We start from the raw sequence: 16,738 nt of genomic DNA on the forward strand, positions 1-16,738 counted from the left end.
ATGGGTGGCCTGCGTTTCCTGCCCTGGGTCCGCGACGGCGTCGCCCGCGTGGTCTCCCACACCGACACCCTCACCGGCGCGCTGCCCCGCCCCCGCGCCGAGGTGACCCTCACCGTCGCCGCGCTCGGCACCGACACCGCCACCGGCGACACCGAGCAGATCACCGGCACCTCGACGGCGCTGCTGCACGGGCCGGGCGACGTCGTCGGCGTCGACCCGCAGGAGATCATCCGCAGCTACCCGGCGCCCGGCGCGGAGAACGTCGAGGTGTCCCTGCTGGCCGCGGTCGAGTTCGACAACCCCGACCTGCCGTGGCGGTACACCCCGGCGCGGCCCGACGACAACGGCGCGCTGCGCCCGTGGCTGGTCCTCGTCGTGGTGCCGGTCGGCGAGGACGGCGCGCAGCTGCGCACGCAGCCGGGCCAGGCCCTGGCCCGGCTCGCCACCACGGTGCGGCACCTGCCGGTGCTGGCCGAGTCGTGGGCGTGGGCACACGCCCAGGTGCTGGTCACCGACGACGAGGACCTGTCCGAGGTGATCGCCTCCGCCCCGGAGCGCACCCTGTCGCGGCTGGTGTGCCCGCGCCGGCTCGCCGCCGGCACCGACTACCTGGCCGCCGTGGTGCCCGCCTTCGCCGCCGGCGTCCGGGCCGGGCTCGGCGAGACCGTCGACGACACCGGCCCGCTCGCCCCCGCCTGGGGTCCCGACTCGGCCCACCCCGGCCCCGACGATCCGGTGCTGCTGCCCGTCTACCACCACTGGACGTTCCGCACCGGGCCCGACGGGGACTTCGAGTCCCTGGCCCGCCGGCTGCGGGCCCGGGTCCTGCCCGACGACGTCGGCCGGCAGCCGGTCGACATCGCCGCGCCCGGCGGCGGCCTGCCCGCCGGCGACGACGAGGGTGTCGAGGGCCGGTCCGTGCTCGGCTTCGAAGGCGCCCTCGCCGCGCCCGGCATGACCCCGACCGGCTGGGCCGACGACGTCCGCCAGGCCTGGCAGGGCGCGCTCACCGACCTGCTGCGCCACGCCGACGACCGGCTGACCCCGCCGCTGTACGGCAACATCCACACCCAGCAGGGGCAGGTCCCCACCGGCGGCGCGGAACCGCGCTGGCTGGCCGGGCTCAACCTGGACCCCCGATACCGGGCCGCCGCCGCCCTCGGCACCCAGGTGGTGCAACGCCACCAGGAGGACCTGGCCGCCGCCGCGTGGGAACGGGCCGCCGAGCTGCGCGAGGCCAACGAGCAGCTCCGCCGCGGCCAGGCCGCCCGGGACGCCGCCACCGCCCTGTTCGCCCGCCGGGTCGACCCGGACTCCCCCGGCACGCCGGTCGGCGACGACCAGCTCGTGGCCATGACCCAGCCGGTGCACGACCTCGTCGACCCGGGCGCCGGCGCCCGCCTCGCCGCCGCCGGCGACCCGCTCGACCGGCAGCTCGACGGCAACCCGGGCGCGCGGGCCGCCACCAGCGCGCCGCTGCGCCGGCTGCTGCGCCCCCGCGGGCCCCTCGCCCGCCGGGTCGACGCCGACGGCGGCCCGGCGGCGCTGGCCCGGCTGGCCGGCGGCGCCAGCGCGGTGCCCGCCGCGAAGGTGCCCGCCGGCGGCAAGGTGCTGGACACGCTGGTCACCGACGGCCGTGGGCTCGGCTCGCTGACCCGCGCCGTCATCGAGCAGGCCGCCCAGAACCCGTGGTGGCACACCACCGGCACGGCCGGCCTCACGGCGGGCGTCCAGGTGCTGGCCGCCGACAGCCCGGTCACCGCGACGGCGGGCGTGGGGGCGCTGGCCGCCGACGACCCGGTCACCACCGTGGCCACCAACGCCGGCGACCTGCTCGGCGCCGACCGGTTCTTCCTCGGCGCCGCCGACGGTCGGCTGTTCGAACGCCGCCGCGTCGGCGAGCAGTGGGTGTGGCGCGACCACGGCCTCCCGCCGGGCACCGCCGTGGCCACCTCCGGCGCCACCGTGGCACCTGACCGGGTGTTCGTCCGCACCCGCGACAGCCGCCTGTTCGAGCGGCGGTGGGACGGCGACAGGTGGGTGTGGCGCGACTGCGGCGCGCCGCCGCTCGGGGTACGCAGCCGCCCGACGGCCGGCGGCAACCTGGTCCACGTGCTCGGCGGGGACGGCAACCTGTACCGCTACGACCCGGCGGCCGGGTCGTGGGCGTCGCTGGGTAAGCCGGCGATGTGGTCCACCGAACGGCTCTGGGGCACCCCCCGCCCGATCGGGACGACGGTCCTGGTCGCCACCAGCCACAACCGGCTGTTCGTCCACAGCGGGCAGTGGAGCCAGGTCGGCAACGACGCCATCCCGCCGGTGTGGGGTTCACCGGCCAGCCAGCACCCGTCCGCGTACGGGTCCCGCTTCTCCTACCTCACCACGGACGGCTGGCTGGTCTCCCAGCTCTCCGACGGCTCCCTCTACCGGCACGACGCGGCCCCCGAGGGGCGGCGGCTGGTCTCGCTCGGGCAGCAGGCGGCCCAGATCGGCGAGGACGACGGCATGTCGATCATCGCCCTCGGCGCGCCCGACGCCAACCCGGCCGACGTGCGCCTGATGCGCCGCTACCGCTACTACCACGACGGGCACGAACGGGAGTACTGGGGCTGGGAAGTGATCGGGTCCGCGCCGGCCGGCGGTCTCGGCCGGCACCGCCCCGGACCCGTGCTCGGCGAGTTCCGCAGCGGCGAGATCTTCGCCGTGACCGGCGACGGCCGGCTCACCTCGTGGCGCTGGGGCTACGCCCCGACCGGCTGGATCGACCACGGCACCCCCGCCGACCCGCGCGGCGCCGGCCCGGACACCGCGCCCGCCCCGGCGCACCTGCGGTTCGCCCCCCGGGTGGGGCTGCTCGCGTCGCTGCTGTTCACCCACACCGTCCCGGTGGGCACGGGCAGCCGAGCCCGGATGCAGATCGGGCACAACGTTGGCGACGACGGCGCGGTGCGGGAGAACGTCCTCACCGCCGCCGTGGACGGACCGACCATCCCCGTGACCGCCCGCGCCACCGCCACCACGATCGGCCCCCTCGCGCCGAACGGCCGCCCGGCCCTGGTCACCGCCGCCCTGCTGCCCGGCCCGGACGGCACCTGCCGGATCAGCTACTGGATCGGCCGGGACGCCACCGCCACCGGCACGGCCGCCGCCGGGTGGACCGGCCCGTACGAGCTGCCCGACCCGGTCAGCGCCCACGCCGCCGGCCTCGACGTCGCCCTCGCCGACCTCGACGGCGACGAGCAGCCCGAACTCGTCGTCGCGTACGGGGTGAGCCGCCCCGGCGGCACCGAGAACCGGGTGTACTACCGCGTCGGGTGGGGCCTGGACGCGGCCGGCACGGTGACCCGCGGGTGGGGTGACTCGCAGCCCACCCCGCAGCAGCTCGACACCATCACCGCCGTCGGCGTCGACGTGGTCGACATGACCGGCGACCAGGTCCCCGACCTGCTGGTCTTCGCCGCCGGCGCGGTCGGCGCCACCCCGGTGGCCCGCTACTCCACCGGGCTCGGGCTCAACCGGCGCGGCCGGATCGTCAACGGCTGGACGGCCGCCCGCGCGGTGCCCGACGAGGCGGCCGTCGCCGGCGCCGCCGGGGCGGGCATCGCCGTGGCCGACGTGACCGGCACCCGCCGCCCCGACCTCGTCGTCGCCCGCCGCAGCGGCACCACCATCACCTACCGCACCGCCTTCGACCTCGACCCCGCCGGCGTACCCGTCAGCTGGAGCCCCGCGGTCACCGTCACCGGGGCCGCCGACGCCGGCACCGCCCGCGGCTGCGCGGTCGCGATCGCCGACCTGCGGGCCGACCTCGTCGCCGACCGGGCCCGGATGGGCGACGACTTCATGACCGCGGCCGCGGCCCACCAGGGCCGGCTCGCCCCGGCGCAGTCGCTGGCCCGCAACCACCGGCCCGCACCGGTCGACCTCGCCACCGCCGCGGCGGCCGTCCGCGAGACGGTCCGCCCCGAGACCGCCGTGGCCGGGGAGGTGCTCGCCGGACTCAGCCTCGGCGACGGCGACCTGGTCGACGCCCTGCCCGACAGCGGCGACCCGCTGCGCCGGCTGCTCGCCGGGGTCAGCTTCACCGTCCCCGCCTACGAACTGCTGCGCGGCCTGTCCCAGGAGCACGTCGTGCCGAACCTGCCCGCGGTGGCGCCGGAGACGATGACCGCGCTGGCCGCCAACCCCCGATTCATCGAGGCGTTCCTCGTCGGGCTCAACCACGAGATGAGCCGGGAGATGCTGTGGCGGGAGTTCCCCGCCGACCCGCGGCAGACCTGGTTCCGGCAGTTCTGGGACGTCCGCGGCGCCGTCTCGGCCGGCGCGCCGCTCACCGACATCCCGCCGCTGACCGACGACGCCTGGCGCAACGGGCCGCTGGGCAGCCACCTCACCGCCGTCGGCGCCCCCGGCGAGCAGTCCCTCGTGCTGGTCATCCGCGGTGAGCTGCTGCGCCGCTACCCCTCCACCATCGTCACCATGCGCCAGGCCACGTGGACCGGCCCCGAGCAGCGGGAACCGACCGGGCCGGACATCCTGCCCATCTTCCACGCGTGGCTGTCGCCCGACCTGCTGCTGTTCGGGTTCCCGTTCACCGCCGACGTCGCCCGCGGCGCCACCCGACAGGCCGACGGCCCCGCCGGCTACTTCTTCCTGCTGCGCGAGCAGCCGGCCGCGCCCCGCTTCGGCGTCGACCTCACCGGCGACCCGCTGCCGCCGGACGCGGTCGTCTTCGCCGCCCGGCACGGCCGCAACGCCGCCGACACCGCCCTCGCCGTGCTGCAACGCCCCGTCCTGCTCGCCCGCCACGCCAGCGACCTGCTACCGACGCCGGAGAACCAGTCATGACCACCTCGTCGTACGCCGCGAACCGGCCGCCGCTGGCCACCGTGCTCACGCAGACCCCGTGGACGTCGTCCGCGCTCGCCCCCGCGGTCATGCTGCCGGTGCGCCTGGAGACCCGGTTCGCCGGCGCGACCCTGAAGATCCGCGTCTACCCCGACCAGATCCACGTCGACGACCACGAGCCGGACCTCACCGCCGAGGAGATCGCCGCCGGCCGGGCGTACTGGGGCGAGGGCCGGCCCGGCGGCGTCACCGGCACACCCGACGAGGCGGCCTGGAACGACCTGGCCCGCCGCTTCGGCGCGCCCCGCGCCGCCTGGATCGCCCGGGTGATGGAACCCGTCGCCGGCGACTTCCCCGAGCCGCAGCCCCGCCCCGGCCCCTGGTGCGAACCGGCCCGGGCCCGGCTGCTGCCCACCCGCTGGTACGCCGTCGGCCGCACCGCCAGCGGCCGGCTGTTCACCGGCACCTCCGGCACCGTCACACCGGACCTGCCCGTCGGGCCCACCCCTGTACCGGCCGGCGGCACCGGCACCATCGACCAGGTGCCGGCCGAGGCGCCGCCCGTGGACGCCGGGATGCGCTGGACCGTCGACTTCGCCACCGCCGAGGCCGCCGGCATGGCGCTGACCGTCACCGTCCCCACCGGCACCGACGGGAAACCCGAGACGGTGGAACGGCTGCTGGTGTTCGGGCTCGACACCGCCGCCGCGCCCGACGCCTCCGCGAAGGCCCTCGGGCGCCTGCTGGAGGCGCACGCCGCGACCGACGGGCTGGCGTTCCTCGCCCCCGACACCCCCACCAACAACACCGCCACCGCCGCGCCGGCGGCGGCCCCCACCACCGCCGCGCCGAGCGCCGCCGACACCGCCACCGAGGCCGGGGCGCCCGACGCCGCCGCCGCGCTGGTCGCCGCGGCCCTGGGCGTGTCGCTGACCGCCGAACCCGACGACGCGCTGACCGCCGTCCGCGGCACGCCGACCCGCGCGGGCGCGCCGACCGCACTCGCCCGCGGCACCGGCGCCGCCGTCGCCGACCGACCCACCGGCCGGCTGGTGCGGCGGCTGCTCTGGCCGGCCAGCTTCGGCGCCCTGCTGCGGGACCTGCTGCCCGTCGCCACCCCCGCCGAGCAGGCCGCGCTGTGCGCGCACTTCGTCGCCCACGTGCACGCCGACGGGCCGCTGCCCACGCTGCGCGTCGGCCGCCAGCCGTACGGGCTGCTGCCGGTGGCCAGCCTGCGGGACTGGCGCCCGGCCGGCGGCGGCGAGGCCCGAGCCGTCGGGCTGCTCACCAAGCTGTGGCAGCAGGTGTGGCTGCCCTCCCCCGTGTCCCGGATCGTCCCCGGCCTCGCCGACCCCGAGCGCACCCTGCTGGACATCCTGGCCACCGACGCGCGGGTGCTGGAGGTACGCGCCCGCAGCATGCTCGGCAACGAGTACGTCAGCTGGCTGTGGCGCTTCGCCCGCCTCGGCCTCGGCCCGGACTGGCGCGAGCAGGTGGTCGAACCGGCCCGGGACCTGCTCGCCGCCCTCGGGCTGGGCAGCCCCACCGACCCGCGGCTGTCCCTGGCCGTGTTCGCCAAGGAGGCGTACGCCCTCGGCACGCCCCTGCTCGACGGGCCCGGACAGCCGCGCGCCGACCGGATCCGCGCGTACCTCGACGCGCTCGCCGCCGTCGGCCTGGAAGGCCACGAGGTGCCGGCGAGCCCCGGCGACGGGCCGGTGCCGCTGTTCCACCGGCTGCTGCGCGCCGCCCTGATCGCCGAGCACTCCGCCGCCGCGCACGCGTTCGCCGCCGAGGCGTCCCTGCCCGACGCGGCGGAGATCCCGGAGCCGGAACTGGTCGACATCCGTCCGCACGACCGCACGCGCGTGCTGCGCCGCCGCCTCGCCGTGCCCGTGCCCGGCGCCCCCGGTGAGACCGTCGGCAGCTACCTCGCCGGCCCCGCCCTCGACCCCCGCCACATCCGGGCCACCGCCGACCTGCGAGCCTTCCGCACGGCCCTGAGCGACCTGGGCGACGCGCTCGACGACGGGCTGTCCCCCGCCGACCTGCACCGGCACGTCGCCGGCACCCTCGGCCTGGCCACGCACCGCCTGGACGCCTGGATCACCTCCCTGGCCACCCGCCGGCTGGCCCAGCTCACCGCCGGGCCGCCGACCGGCGTCCACGTCGGCGGGTACGGCTGGCTGGTCGACCTGCGGCCGGCCGGGCCACCCCGGATGGTGCCCCGCCCCGCCGGCGTGCCCGACACCGTGGCGCCACCCACACTGCCCGTCGCCCGCGACGGCGCGGGTCACGTGCACGCCCCCTCGCCGGCGCAGGCCGTCACCACCGCCGTCCTGCGCAGCGCGTGGCGCTCGCACGACGGCGGCGACCATCCGATGGCCGTCGACCTGTCCTCCCGCCGGGTCCGCCTCGCCGAGCAACTGCTCGACGGCGTCCGCGCCGGACAGAGCCTCGGCGCGCTGCTCGGCTACCGCTTCGAACGCGGCCTGCACGACCACCCCGACGGCCCGCTGGACCAGTTCCTGCCGTTGTTCCGCCGGCTCGCGCCGGTGCGCGCCCACCGCGTCGACGCCGACGACGACACCACCACGGTCACCGCGACCGTCGAGTCGGCGGCAACCGTCGACGGACTGGAACTGCACCGGCTGCACCAGGCCAAGGCCATCGAGTCACAGCTCGCCGCGCTGCCCGGTGCGGCCCGCACCGCCGTGCGGCAGGTTCTCGCCGACCTCGCCGACGCCACCGACGCCGTGGCCGACACGCTGCTCGCCGAGAGCGTCCACCAGCTCGCCCTGGGCGACATGAACCGGGCCGCGGCCGCCGTCGACGCCGCCTCCGGCGCCGCCGCCAGCCCACCCCAGCTACACGTCACCCGTACGCCGGCCACCGGCGCGACCCTCACCCACCGGGTGCTGCTGCTGATCAACGTCGACGACCGGATGGACCCGCTGCGGCAGGACTGGCCGGCCGCCCGCGCCCAGCACCCGCGCATCATCGGCAGCCCCGCCGACGCGCTCACCTCCGTGCTGCTGCCGCCCTCGCCGCGGGTTTTCTGGCGCTACCGCTGGCACGCCCCTGACGGGGTCACCGCCACGCTGTGGCGCGACGCGAGTCTGGACCGGCTGCAGACCCCGGCGATCGACCTGCTCGCCGCCCCGCCACACCCCGGCCGCCCCGACGACGCCGAACTGGACCGCCGCATCGCCCTCGTCACCTGGGCGAAGCTGCAGCCCGCCGAGGTACGACCGGACTGGACGCTGGAGCTGGACTACGACCGCGACCCGGCCTGGGCCACCGACAAGATCGGCCTCGCCGAGTTCCTGCACGCCGTGAACGTGCTGCGGGACCTGTTCGGCCGCTCCCGGCCGGTCCTCGCCGCCGACCTCGGCCTGGACCCCGACGCGCCCCCGCAGGTCGATCCGGTGATGAAGGCGCAGACCGACGAGCTGTGGCAGTCGGCGCGGAGCGCCGCCGCCGCGCTGCGGGCCACCCCGGCCGCCGACGCGCCCGGCTGGGACGAGACGGCGGTCCGCCTGCTGCTGGACACCGCCGCCGGGTTCGGCGTCACCGGCGCGGTGCCCCCGCCACCGGCCGCCGGCACCGCCGCCGCGGTCGCCGACGCCGCCCTCGTCGCCGGCCACGAGCTGGACCGCCGGCTGGCCGCCCACTGCCGGGTCGTCGCCGACCTGCACGACCGGGCGCCCTGCCCACCGTCGGCCTGCACCTGCGACCCGGCCACCGACTTCGACCGGCCGACCGCACCCCCCGCGCGGCGGCGGGACGCCCAGATCGCCCGCGTCCGGGCGCTGCTCGGCCCCGACATGCCCGTCCTGACCGCCGCCGGCGCGCCCCAGCCGCAGCAACTGGCCGCCGCGCTGACCGCCAGCGACGCGCTACAGGGCGGCTCCCCCCACCCGGTGCGCCGGTGGCTGTCCCGCTACGGCCGGGTCCGCCCCGCCGTCGGCCGCCTCCAGGAGGTGCTGACCACCGCGCAGGCCCTGGACGCCGGCGGCGTGGTGAAGCTGCCCGCCACCGTCCGGGTGGCGCAGTTGCCGTACGCCCCCGGCGACCGCTGGGTGGGCGAGGCCCCGCCGCGCGCGAACACCGAACCGGTGTCCCTGGTCGTCGTCGCCCCCGGCGGCATCGACGCGACCCGGCCGGTGCACGGCCTGCTGGTCGACGAGTGGACGGAGGTCGTGCCCACCGGGCGGGTGCAGACCGGCCTCACCTTCGAGTACGACGCCCCCGGCGCCGCCGCGCCGCAGGCCGTGCTGCTGGGCCTCGCGCCCGACGGCGCCGCGACGTGGCAGCCGGCCACCCTCGCCAACGTCCTGGAGGAGGCCCTCGACCTGGCCGTCGCCCGCGCCGTCGACGTCGACTCCCTCGGCGCGGCCGGCCAGTTCCTGCCCGCCCTCTACTTCCCCACCAACATCGCCGAGACCACGACCACCACCGACTTCGTCCCCGACGCGACGCTCACGCCGCAGGGCGGGCAGGAGGGCCAATGACCACCGTCGAACCAGCCCTGGCCGACACGCACACCCCGTCGGTCACCACCTGGACCCGCCTCGAACCGCGTACCCGCCGCGCCGACCTGGCCCCCGCCGTGGAGGCCCGCACCGCCGACCCGTTGTGGCTGCTCGCCCGGCAGTGGCAGCTCGGCGAGTTCACCGGCGAGGACACCGGCTCGCCGGTCAGCGCCCGGGTGCACGCCGAGGCCGCCCGCTTCACCCGCTACCGGCCCGGCACGGCCTCCGGCAGCACGGTCGGCCTGCCCGCCGCCACACCGTTGGAGGCGGTGGTGGAACGGGAGTCCGCCGCCACCGCCGGCGACCTGCGCTTCGCCGTCGAGAGCGGCCAGCAACTGCTGCGGTCGCTCGCCGCCGCCGGCGCCGGCGAGCTGGCACCCCGGCTGTGCACCAGGTATCCCGTCCCCGCCGTGCCGCCCGACGCCGCGTCGGCCGCGGACACCGAGACCCTCGGCTACCTGCGCATCGCCGCCGGCCGCGTACCGCACGGCGACCTGGCGCTACGCGCCTGCGCCGAGGGCCGCTTCGTCGCCGAGAACGAGGTGCCCTCCGCCCTGGTCGGCGCGGTCACCGCCGCGATCGCCGAGTGGATGACCTGGCTGGGCGTGCCGCCCCGCCCCGCCGGCCCGCCGGACGGCTACCTGCTGCAACTGCCCGCCGTGCTGGCGCCGGGCGCGTCCCGGCCCGCCGCGCCGCCCTGGCCGCCCGAGGACTTCACGCCCCTGTTCAGCGCCCCCGGCCAGGAGGGCTCCGCGTGGCGGCGCGAGCGGCTGGAGTACGACTTCGCCGTCGGCGCGCACGGCTCCGCCGGCGAAGTTGTCCTCACCGCCCACGAGTACGACGGCGACCGGCTGGACTGGTACCACTTCGACCACGAGCCCGGGGCGACCCTCGACGCCGTCCCGGCGGTCGAGGACGTCGTCAAGGTGCTGCTGCCGACCCCGGTCGCGTACGCCGGCATGCCCTCGACCCGCTTCTGGGAGTTGGAGGACGCCCGGGTCAACCTGGCCGGCATCGGCGCCGGCGCCGGCGACCTGGCCCGAATGTTCCTGGTCGAGTACGGCCTCGTCTACGGCAACGACCACTTCCTGGTGCCGCTGGAGCTGCCCGTCGGGTCCGCCACCCGGATCCGGTCGCTGATCGTCACCGACACCTTCGGCATCCAGACGCTCGTGCCGGCCGCGCCCGACGACACGGCGCTGTTCCGCCCGTCCGGGGCGACCGCCGGCGGGCCGGCCGACGTGCTGGTCCTGCCCGCGACGGCCGCCGCCACCCTCGACTCCGAGCCGGTGGAGGAGGTACGCCTCGGCCGCGACGAGATGGCGAACCTGGCGTGGGCCGTCGAACGGACCGTCACCGGCGCCACCGGCCGGCCGATCGACCGCGGTGCCCAGGTCGGCAGGGCGGCGCCGCCGCCGCGACCACCGGTCGCCGACGCCGAGGCGGTGCCCAGCCTGTCGTACGCCTTCGCCACGACCGTGCCGGACAACTGGGTGCCGCTGATCCCGGGGCCGACGCAGGACCGGCCCGACGTGGTCCGGCTGCGCCGGGTCCCGCTGCAACAGCCGTCCCGCGAGGGTCCGCCGGTCGCGGTCACCGGCCACAGTCGTCTGCTCGACTGGCGCTGGCGCGGCGACGACCTGGTCGATCTGGCCATCCCCGAGGAGGAGGTGCCGCGCGCCGGCACCCGGCTGCTGCGCCAGTGGCAGCTCGCCCGGTGGACCGACGGGTCGGTGCACCTGTGGCTGGGCCGCGCCCGCCACACCGGCACGGGCGAGCTGTCCAGCGGCCTGCGCTACGACACCGTCCAACCGCGCTGAACGACCCCACCCGCGCACCGACCGAACCAGATCAGCGGAGACGACCATGACGATCACCTGGAAGAACGACCTGCCGCTGCCGATGGCCCGGCCCCGGTACTACGACCACCAGTACCTGCGCGCCGGCGACCTCACCCAGGCGCTGGACTACCTGCTGGCCCGGCAGAACCTCGCCGCCCGTCTGCTGCAGCCCCGGGGCGTGGTCACCGGCCTCGACCTGACCGCCACCGGCGGCGACGTGACGATCGGCCAGGGCGTGGCGATCGACGGCGCCGGCCGGGTGATCGTGCTGGCGGAGAACACCCGCAAGGCCCTGCCCGCCGAGGGCAGCAGCTGGCACGTGGTGATCCGCTACCACGAGTACCTCAGCGAGCGGCGCGACGAGGGCGGGGTCGCCGGCGAGACCCGGTGGACCGAGGAGGGCCGCATCGAGTTCTCCGCCGCCGCCCCCGCCGACCCGACGAACGCCATCGTGCTCGGCACGGTCACCCGCGCCGGCGGCACGATCACGGTGCAGGGCACCGGGCGGGTGGCGGCGGGCCTCCGGGTTCCGGTCGGGGCCATCGTGCCGGCCGTCGGCGCCGGCGCCCAGTCCGGCATCACCTTCCCCGGCGACCCGGGCGGCGGCGCGGGCGACGAGGCGTACATCCGGTACTGGCCGTACAGCGGCGAGAACACCATCCTGCGCATCGCCAACAACAACGACCCCGACGACATCATCGCCTTCACCCAGCACAACGCGGACCGGCTGCGCATCGCCGGCGGCATGCTGCACCTGGGCAGCCTGGAGGGGGCCACCGTCTCCCCCGGCCAGGTGGTCACCGGGCTCGGCTTCTGGGGCCCCGGCGTGCAGCACGCGCAGCTGTCGTTCCGGGCCGGCAAGGGCTTCGAGCTGGTCGACCGCAGCAACGACGGGCCGGGGCTCGGCTACGGCGAGGGCAGCAAGCCGTACGCCGACCTGGCGGTCAAGGAGCTGCGGGCGGCGAGCCTGCGCGGGCGCGGCGGGCTGTCGCTGACGGCCGAGGGCGGCCTCGCCGTGCGGGCCACCGGCGGGGTCACCGTCGTCAAGGACGCCAACGGCAACGGCAACCTGACCGTGCAGGGCGGACTGTCGGCGCAGGGCATGTCGGTGGCCGGCGACCTGTACATGCCCAACTGGACCTCGATCAACGGTGGCACGCGGCTGCACATCAACGGCCCTGAGCGGCTGCACCTGCTCAACGCCTCCGGAGTGTGGGTCGGCTACGGCGGCGGCACCGGAGCGGACACCGGCTGCCTGTGGGTGGAGAAGCGAGGCCACTTCGGCGGCGACGTGCGGATCAACGGCACGGTCGTGGCGGGTCCCTCGACCCCGCCGATCGCCTCCTGGAGCGGCGGCGGCATCAGCACGTTCGACCTGTTCGCCTCCGCCGCCATCTATCTCGGCAACGAGTCGACCGGCTACAACATCAGCCTGATGGCCGGCACCGGCGTGATCAAGGGCAAGTCGAAGCAGTTCGCCATCGACCACCCGCTGGACGCCCCTGATGCCACCGAACGCCGCCAGCTCATCCACGCCGCCATCGAGGGACCGGAGAACGGCGTCTACTACCGGGGTGAGGCGCGGCTCGACGGCGGCACCGCCACCGTGGAACTGCCCGCGTACTTCGAGGCGCTGACCCGGCCGGAGGGCCGGACCGTGCACCTGACGCCGGTCTTCGACGACGACGAGCCGGTCTCCGCGCTGGCCGCGAGCCGGGTGAAGGACGGGGCCTTCCGCGTCCGCACCGTCGACGGGTCGCCGGCCTCGCACGCCTTCTACTGGGAGGTCAAGGCCGTCCGCGACGATCTGGAGCCGCTCGAGGTGGAGGTGCCGGCGACGCACTGACGTGTGCTCGGGGCCGGGCCACCCGCAGACGGGCCCGGCCCCGAGGGCAGTGCCGTCCACTCGTCGGGCGGTCAGCCGTTCCCGCGCGGGCGCCAGCCGGCCGGCGGGTCCTCACCGGATCACCGCCAGGATGCCCCGTCCTTCAGGGCGGGGAGGAATGGCGGATGCGTTGTCAGCCATGACTGTCCGTTGTGGTGTGACTGGTTCTGTGCGGACGGCGTACAGGTGTCGGGCGTATCCGACGCCGGAGCAGGTGGCGGTGTTGAACCGCACGTTCGGGTGTGTACGTGTCGTCTGGAACCGCACTCTCGCCGCCCGTCGTGCTCGTTTACCGCGCTGAGGGCAGATCGACCTCGTACGCCCAGACGGATCGGGCGTTGACGGAGATGAAGAAGCAGCCCGACCTGGCGTTTCTGGGTGAGGTGTCGTCGGTGCCGTTGCAGCAGACCCTGCGGCATCAGCACACCGCCATGACCGCGTTCTTCGCCAAGCGGGCCCGGTACCCGCGCTACAAGTCCCGGCACGGCCGCCAGTCGGCCTCCTACACCAGGTCGGCGTTCCGCCTGCGGGGCGGGAACCTGACGTTGGGGAAGACACCCGGTGTGCTGCGGTTCGTGTGGTCGTGGCCGGACATCGACCCGGCGGGATTGGATCCGACGATGGTGACGGTGTCCCGCGACCCGGACGGCCGCTGGTTCGTGACCTTCGCCGTCGACATCGAGACACCCGCCGCACCACCCGAACCGACGGACGGGGTGGTGGGTGTGGACCTCGGCCTGACCGATCTTGCGGTGTTGTCCACCGGCGAGCGCATCCCCCACCCGAAACGTATGGAACGGCGGGAACGTCGACTCAAGCGGTATCAGCGGATGATGGCCCGCCGGCAGAAGGGCTCCGCCAACCGCGCCAAAGCCAAGCAGCGGGTGGCGCGGGCGCATTCGCGGGTGCGCGACGCGCGCCGGGACTTCCTCCACCAGCAGTCCACCGCCCTGGTCCGCCGGTTCGCCGCCATCGCCGTGGAGAACCTGGCGGTGGCGAACATGGTCCGCAACCGCTGCCTGGCCAAAGCGATCGCTCGTACCGGCTGGGCCGAGTTCCGCACTTTGCTGACCTACAAGGCGCACCGCGACGGCCGTACCCTCGCCGTGGTGGATCGCTGGTACCCGTCGTCGAAGACGTGTTCGGCGTGCGGGCACCTGCTCGCCACACTTTCCCTCGACACACGGCACTGGGTGTGTCCGGGTTGCGGCACCCGGCATGACCGGGACGTCAACGCCGCCCAGAACATCGCTGTCGCGGCCGGGCTGGTCGAGACGCAAAACGCCTGCGGAGCGGACGTCAGACACGAAGGACCTCCTTCCGTGCGGTCTGCGATGAACCAGGAACCCCAACCCGCGAGGGTCGGAATCCCCCGCATTTAGGCCGGGGAGGATGTCAACGACCAGTCCGTCCACCGCCTCGCGCAGCAGGTCGGCGTGGCCGGTGTGCCGGCCGTACTCCTCGACGAGGTCGCAGACGAGCCGGCGCAGGCTGGCGTGGCGGCCGTCGGCGTGGCGGCGTGGACGAGTTGGTCGAGCCCGCCGTCGGCCAGGGCCGCGTCGAGCCTCGCGCGGGACCGTTCGACGGCACCGTCCCACAGCGCGTAGAGCTGTTCGGGGGTGTCGGCGGCGGAGGAGGTGAACGGCCAGTCGTTGCCGCCGTCCCAGGCCGTGCCCTCCCACGGCGCGCCGATCGGCTGCCCGGTCAGCTTGGTCGTGAAGGTGCTGTCCTCCACGGCGGCGAGGTGCTTGAGCAGGCCGCCGAGGGTCAGCGAGGAGGCCCCGACGCGGGTCCGCAGCGCGGCGGCGTCGAGACCGTCGGCCTTCCAGCGGAAGGTCGCGCGCAGCCGGTCGAGCGCACCGACGAGATGCTCGACCTCCGTGCCGGCGAGGGGCGGCTCCCAGGGGGACTCGCTGTTGGTCACGGAGCCACCGTAGCCCTCACCCCCGACAACCCGTGTCCCGCCAGGCCCCAGGTCGTGTGCGAACTCGACTGCGCACGGCGGCCGACGGGCACGACCCGCCGACGAACCCGTCAGCGACAGAGGGACTCCACGAACGACTCGAAGTCGGGAAACTCCGCCCGCGCCGCCTCGATCACCTCGGGCACGGTCCGGCGTGCCTGCGGCGCGTGGCGCTCGGCGATCGCGGTGCGGCGGGCGTCCGGACGGGGGCGGCGCTCGTGGCGCGGCCACATGGTCGCCTCCAGCGGGCCGAACCCACCGGCCAGCAGCCACAGGTAGGCCCCCAGATCGCCGGCCACGACGGACGTCTCGCCTTCGGAGCCGAGGAACACCACCGGCTGACGGTCGACCGGCTCGCCCGGCCGGACCAGCCAGAAGGCGGCCATTCCGCCGGTGCCGTCCTGGCCGAAGATCCGCAGGTCCACGCCGTCCGTCGAGCTGTTGCCGCTCCACGCGTGCCACCACTCGGCGGTCTCGCCGGGGGTGAGGAAGCTGTCGTACGGCTCGAAGTCGACGCCGTCGCCGTCGGCGTAGTCGAAGCCGCCGTCCTGGGCCTCCCGCAGCGCGGCGGGAAGCATGAGTTCTTCTCCGGTCACCGGCGCACCATAGCGGAAGACCACGACAGGAACGGCACGACCAGCCGGCCCGGCCATCTCGACCGGCCGCCCCGCTCGACGGGGGCGCCGTGGCGGCCGACGCGGCACCACGGACATTCGTCGGGTCGACGTTCCAGGGAGTGGCCACCTCCGCCGCCGGCGGCAATGACCCACGTCACACATATTGACCTGAATCGTCGGACGTGATGCTTTAGCCGCTCCTCCCAAGTGGACGCGCAGCCCTTTCTACGTCGGACGGAAACGGATCGCAATCAAGGGGTAGCGCATCGCTTCCCGTCGTTGCATACTTGCCGCCGACGCACGGCTGATCCCGGCGTGCCGATGCCGACCGAAAGGTTATTCCGTGAAGCGTGACCAGTCGCCTGTGCTGCCGGGCAGCGGCGCCACCGACTACGCACGCTATATGCGCACGGACGCGCTGCTCGACCTGCAACGGTCCCCCGCCGAGATGATCCACCGCGACGAACTGCTCTTCCAGGTGGTGCACCAGTCGACCGAGCTGTGGCTCAAGCTGGCGGCGGCCGAGTTGACCGAGGCGACCGCCCGGGTGGGCGCCGGGGAGCCGGCGACGGCCGAGGCTCTGCTGGCGCGGGCGACGCTCGCCCTGCGGCTGGTCACCGACCAACTGGAGATGTTCCGGCACCTGTCCCCCGTGGACTTCCAGGCGATGCAGCCCGCCCTAGGCAACGGCTCCGGCGCCGAGTCGCCGGGCTGGCGGCAGGTCCAGGCCGCCAGCCGGCAACTCGGGCGCGCGTTCGCCGACTGCCTCGCCGACCGGGGGATCCCGGTGGCGGCGTTGTGCACGGCAGACCCGGCGGACCCGGTCCACCGGCTGGCCGAGGCGATGGTGGAGTGGGACGAGCGGGTGTCGCTGTGGCGGGCTCGGCACTACCAGGTGGCCCTGCGGGTCGGCGGTCACGCTCCGGCCGGCACCCCGGGCAGCCCGGCCACCATGCTCGCCAAACTCGTCGGGCACCGGTTCTTCCCCGAATTGTGGCAGGCCCGGCTCCAGCCTGCGAGCGACAATTCCGGTGCCGCCCGGCCCTGAC

Annotated in this window: 8 protein-coding genes and 2 pseudogenes; 7 read left to right on the top strand and 3 right to left on the bottom strand. The window is 75.6% G+C overall.

The features are described from left to right. The 6 genes from ABZ793_RS27870 to ABZ793_RS27895 all read left to right on the top strand — a co-directional run bounded on the left by ABZ793_RS27870 (position 1) and on the right by ABZ793_RS27895 (position 14,491). Positions 1 to 4,848, top strand: coding sequence for a hypothetical protein (locus ABZ793_RS27870; RefSeq protein ID WP_357462171.1), 4,848 nt, complete (start codon positions 1 to 3; stop codon positions 4,846 to 4,848). Continuing rightward, the gene (locus ABZ793_RS27875; protein ID WP_357462172.1) at positions 4,845 to 9,362 is read left to right on the top strand and encodes a hypothetical protein; all 4,518 of its coding nucleotides are present in this window, start codon (positions 4,845 to 4,847) and stop codon (positions 9,360 to 9,362) included. Before ABZ793_RS27870 ends, ABZ793_RS27875 begins: the two co-directional genes overlap by 4 nt. Continuing rightward, a complete protein-coding gene (locus ABZ793_RS27880; protein WP_357462173.1) occupies positions 9,359 to 11,203 on the top strand; it encodes a hypothetical protein in 1,845 nt (614 codons plus the stop codon). The genes ABZ793_RS27875 and ABZ793_RS27880 overlap by 4 nt, the downstream gene beginning before the upstream one ends. A 46-nt stretch (positions 11,204 to 11,249) precedes the next feature. Further along, entirely contained in the window at positions 11,250 to 13,070 is a 1,821-nt protein-coding gene (locus tag ABZ793_RS27885; protein WP_357462174.1) for a hypothetical protein, read from the top strand. A gap of 178 nt (positions 13,071 to 13,248) precedes the next feature. Further along, a complete protein-coding gene (locus tag ABZ793_RS27890) occupies positions 13,249 to 13,410 on the top strand; it encodes a helix-turn-helix domain-containing protein (protein ID WP_357462201.1) in 162 nt (53 codons plus the stop codon). Continuing rightward, positions 13,391 to 14,491 (top strand): transposase, encoded by a 1,101-nt coding sequence (locus ABZ793_RS27895; protein WP_357462175.1) that lies wholly within the window; start codon positions 13,391 to 13,393, stop codon positions 14,489 to 14,491. Before ABZ793_RS27890 ends, ABZ793_RS27895 begins: the two co-directional genes overlap by 20 nt. Before the next feature lie 78 nt (positions 14,492 to 14,569). Here ABZ793_RS27895 and ABZ793_RS27900 read toward each other — a convergent pair. The 3 genes and pseudogenes from ABZ793_RS27900 to ABZ793_RS27910 form a co-directional block, all read right to left on the bottom strand. Further along, a pseudogene (locus tag ABZ793_RS27900) lies at positions 14,570 to 14,791 on the bottom strand (hypothetical protein); the annotation flags it as partial. Then, positions 14,716 to 15,033: pseudogene (locus tag ABZ793_RS27905) on the bottom strand (DUF664 domain-containing protein); the annotation flags it as partial. The pseudogenes ABZ793_RS27905 and ABZ793_RS27900, both read right to left, overlap by 76 nt. Before the next feature lie 110 nt (positions 15,034 to 15,143). Further along, positions 15,144 to 15,668 (bottom strand): SMI1/KNR4 family protein, encoded by a 525-nt coding sequence (locus tag ABZ793_RS27910; protein WP_357462176.1) that lies wholly within the window; start codon positions 15,666 to 15,668, stop codon positions 15,144 to 15,146. Positions 15,669 to 16,032: 364 nt separating this feature from the next. On the opposite strand from ABZ793_RS27910, the gene ABZ793_RS27915 reads away from it, so the two are divergent. Next, the gene (locus ABZ793_RS27915) at positions 16,033 to 16,737 is read left to right on the top strand and encodes a tryptophan 2,3-dioxygenase family protein (RefSeq protein ID WP_357462177.1); all 705 of its coding nucleotides are present in this window, start codon (positions 16,033 to 16,035) and stop codon (positions 16,735 to 16,737) included. Position 16,738 lies beyond the last annotated feature (1 nt).

The sequence above is a fragment of the Micromonospora sp. NPDC047465 genome (assembly GCF_040643125.1).
Classification (GTDB): domain Bacteria; phylum Actinomycetota; class Actinomycetes; order Mycobacteriales; family Micromonosporaceae; genus Micromonospora.

Excerpts from the sequence above, each read along its gene's own strand:
- ABZ793_RS27880 (WP_357462173.1), top strand. The coding sequence starts at position 9,359 with ATGACCACCGTCGAACCAGCCCTGGCCGACACGCACACCCCGTCGGTC.
- ABZ793_RS27890 (WP_357462201.1), top strand. The coding sequence starts at position 13,249 with ATGACTGTCCGTTGTGGTGTGACTGGTTCTGTGCGGACGGCGTACAGG.
- ABZ793_RS27870 (WP_357462171.1), top strand. The coding sequence starts at position 1 with ATGGGTGGCCTGCGTTTCCTGCCCTGGGTCCGCGACGGCGTCGCCCGC.
- ABZ793_RS27885 (WP_357462174.1), top strand. The coding sequence starts at position 11,250 with ATGACGATCACCTGGAAGAACGACCTGCCGCTGCCGATGGCCCGGCCC.
- ABZ793_RS27875 (WP_357462172.1), top strand. The coding sequence starts at position 4,845 with ATGACCACCTCGTCGTACGCCGCGAACCGGCCGCCGCTGGCCACCGTG.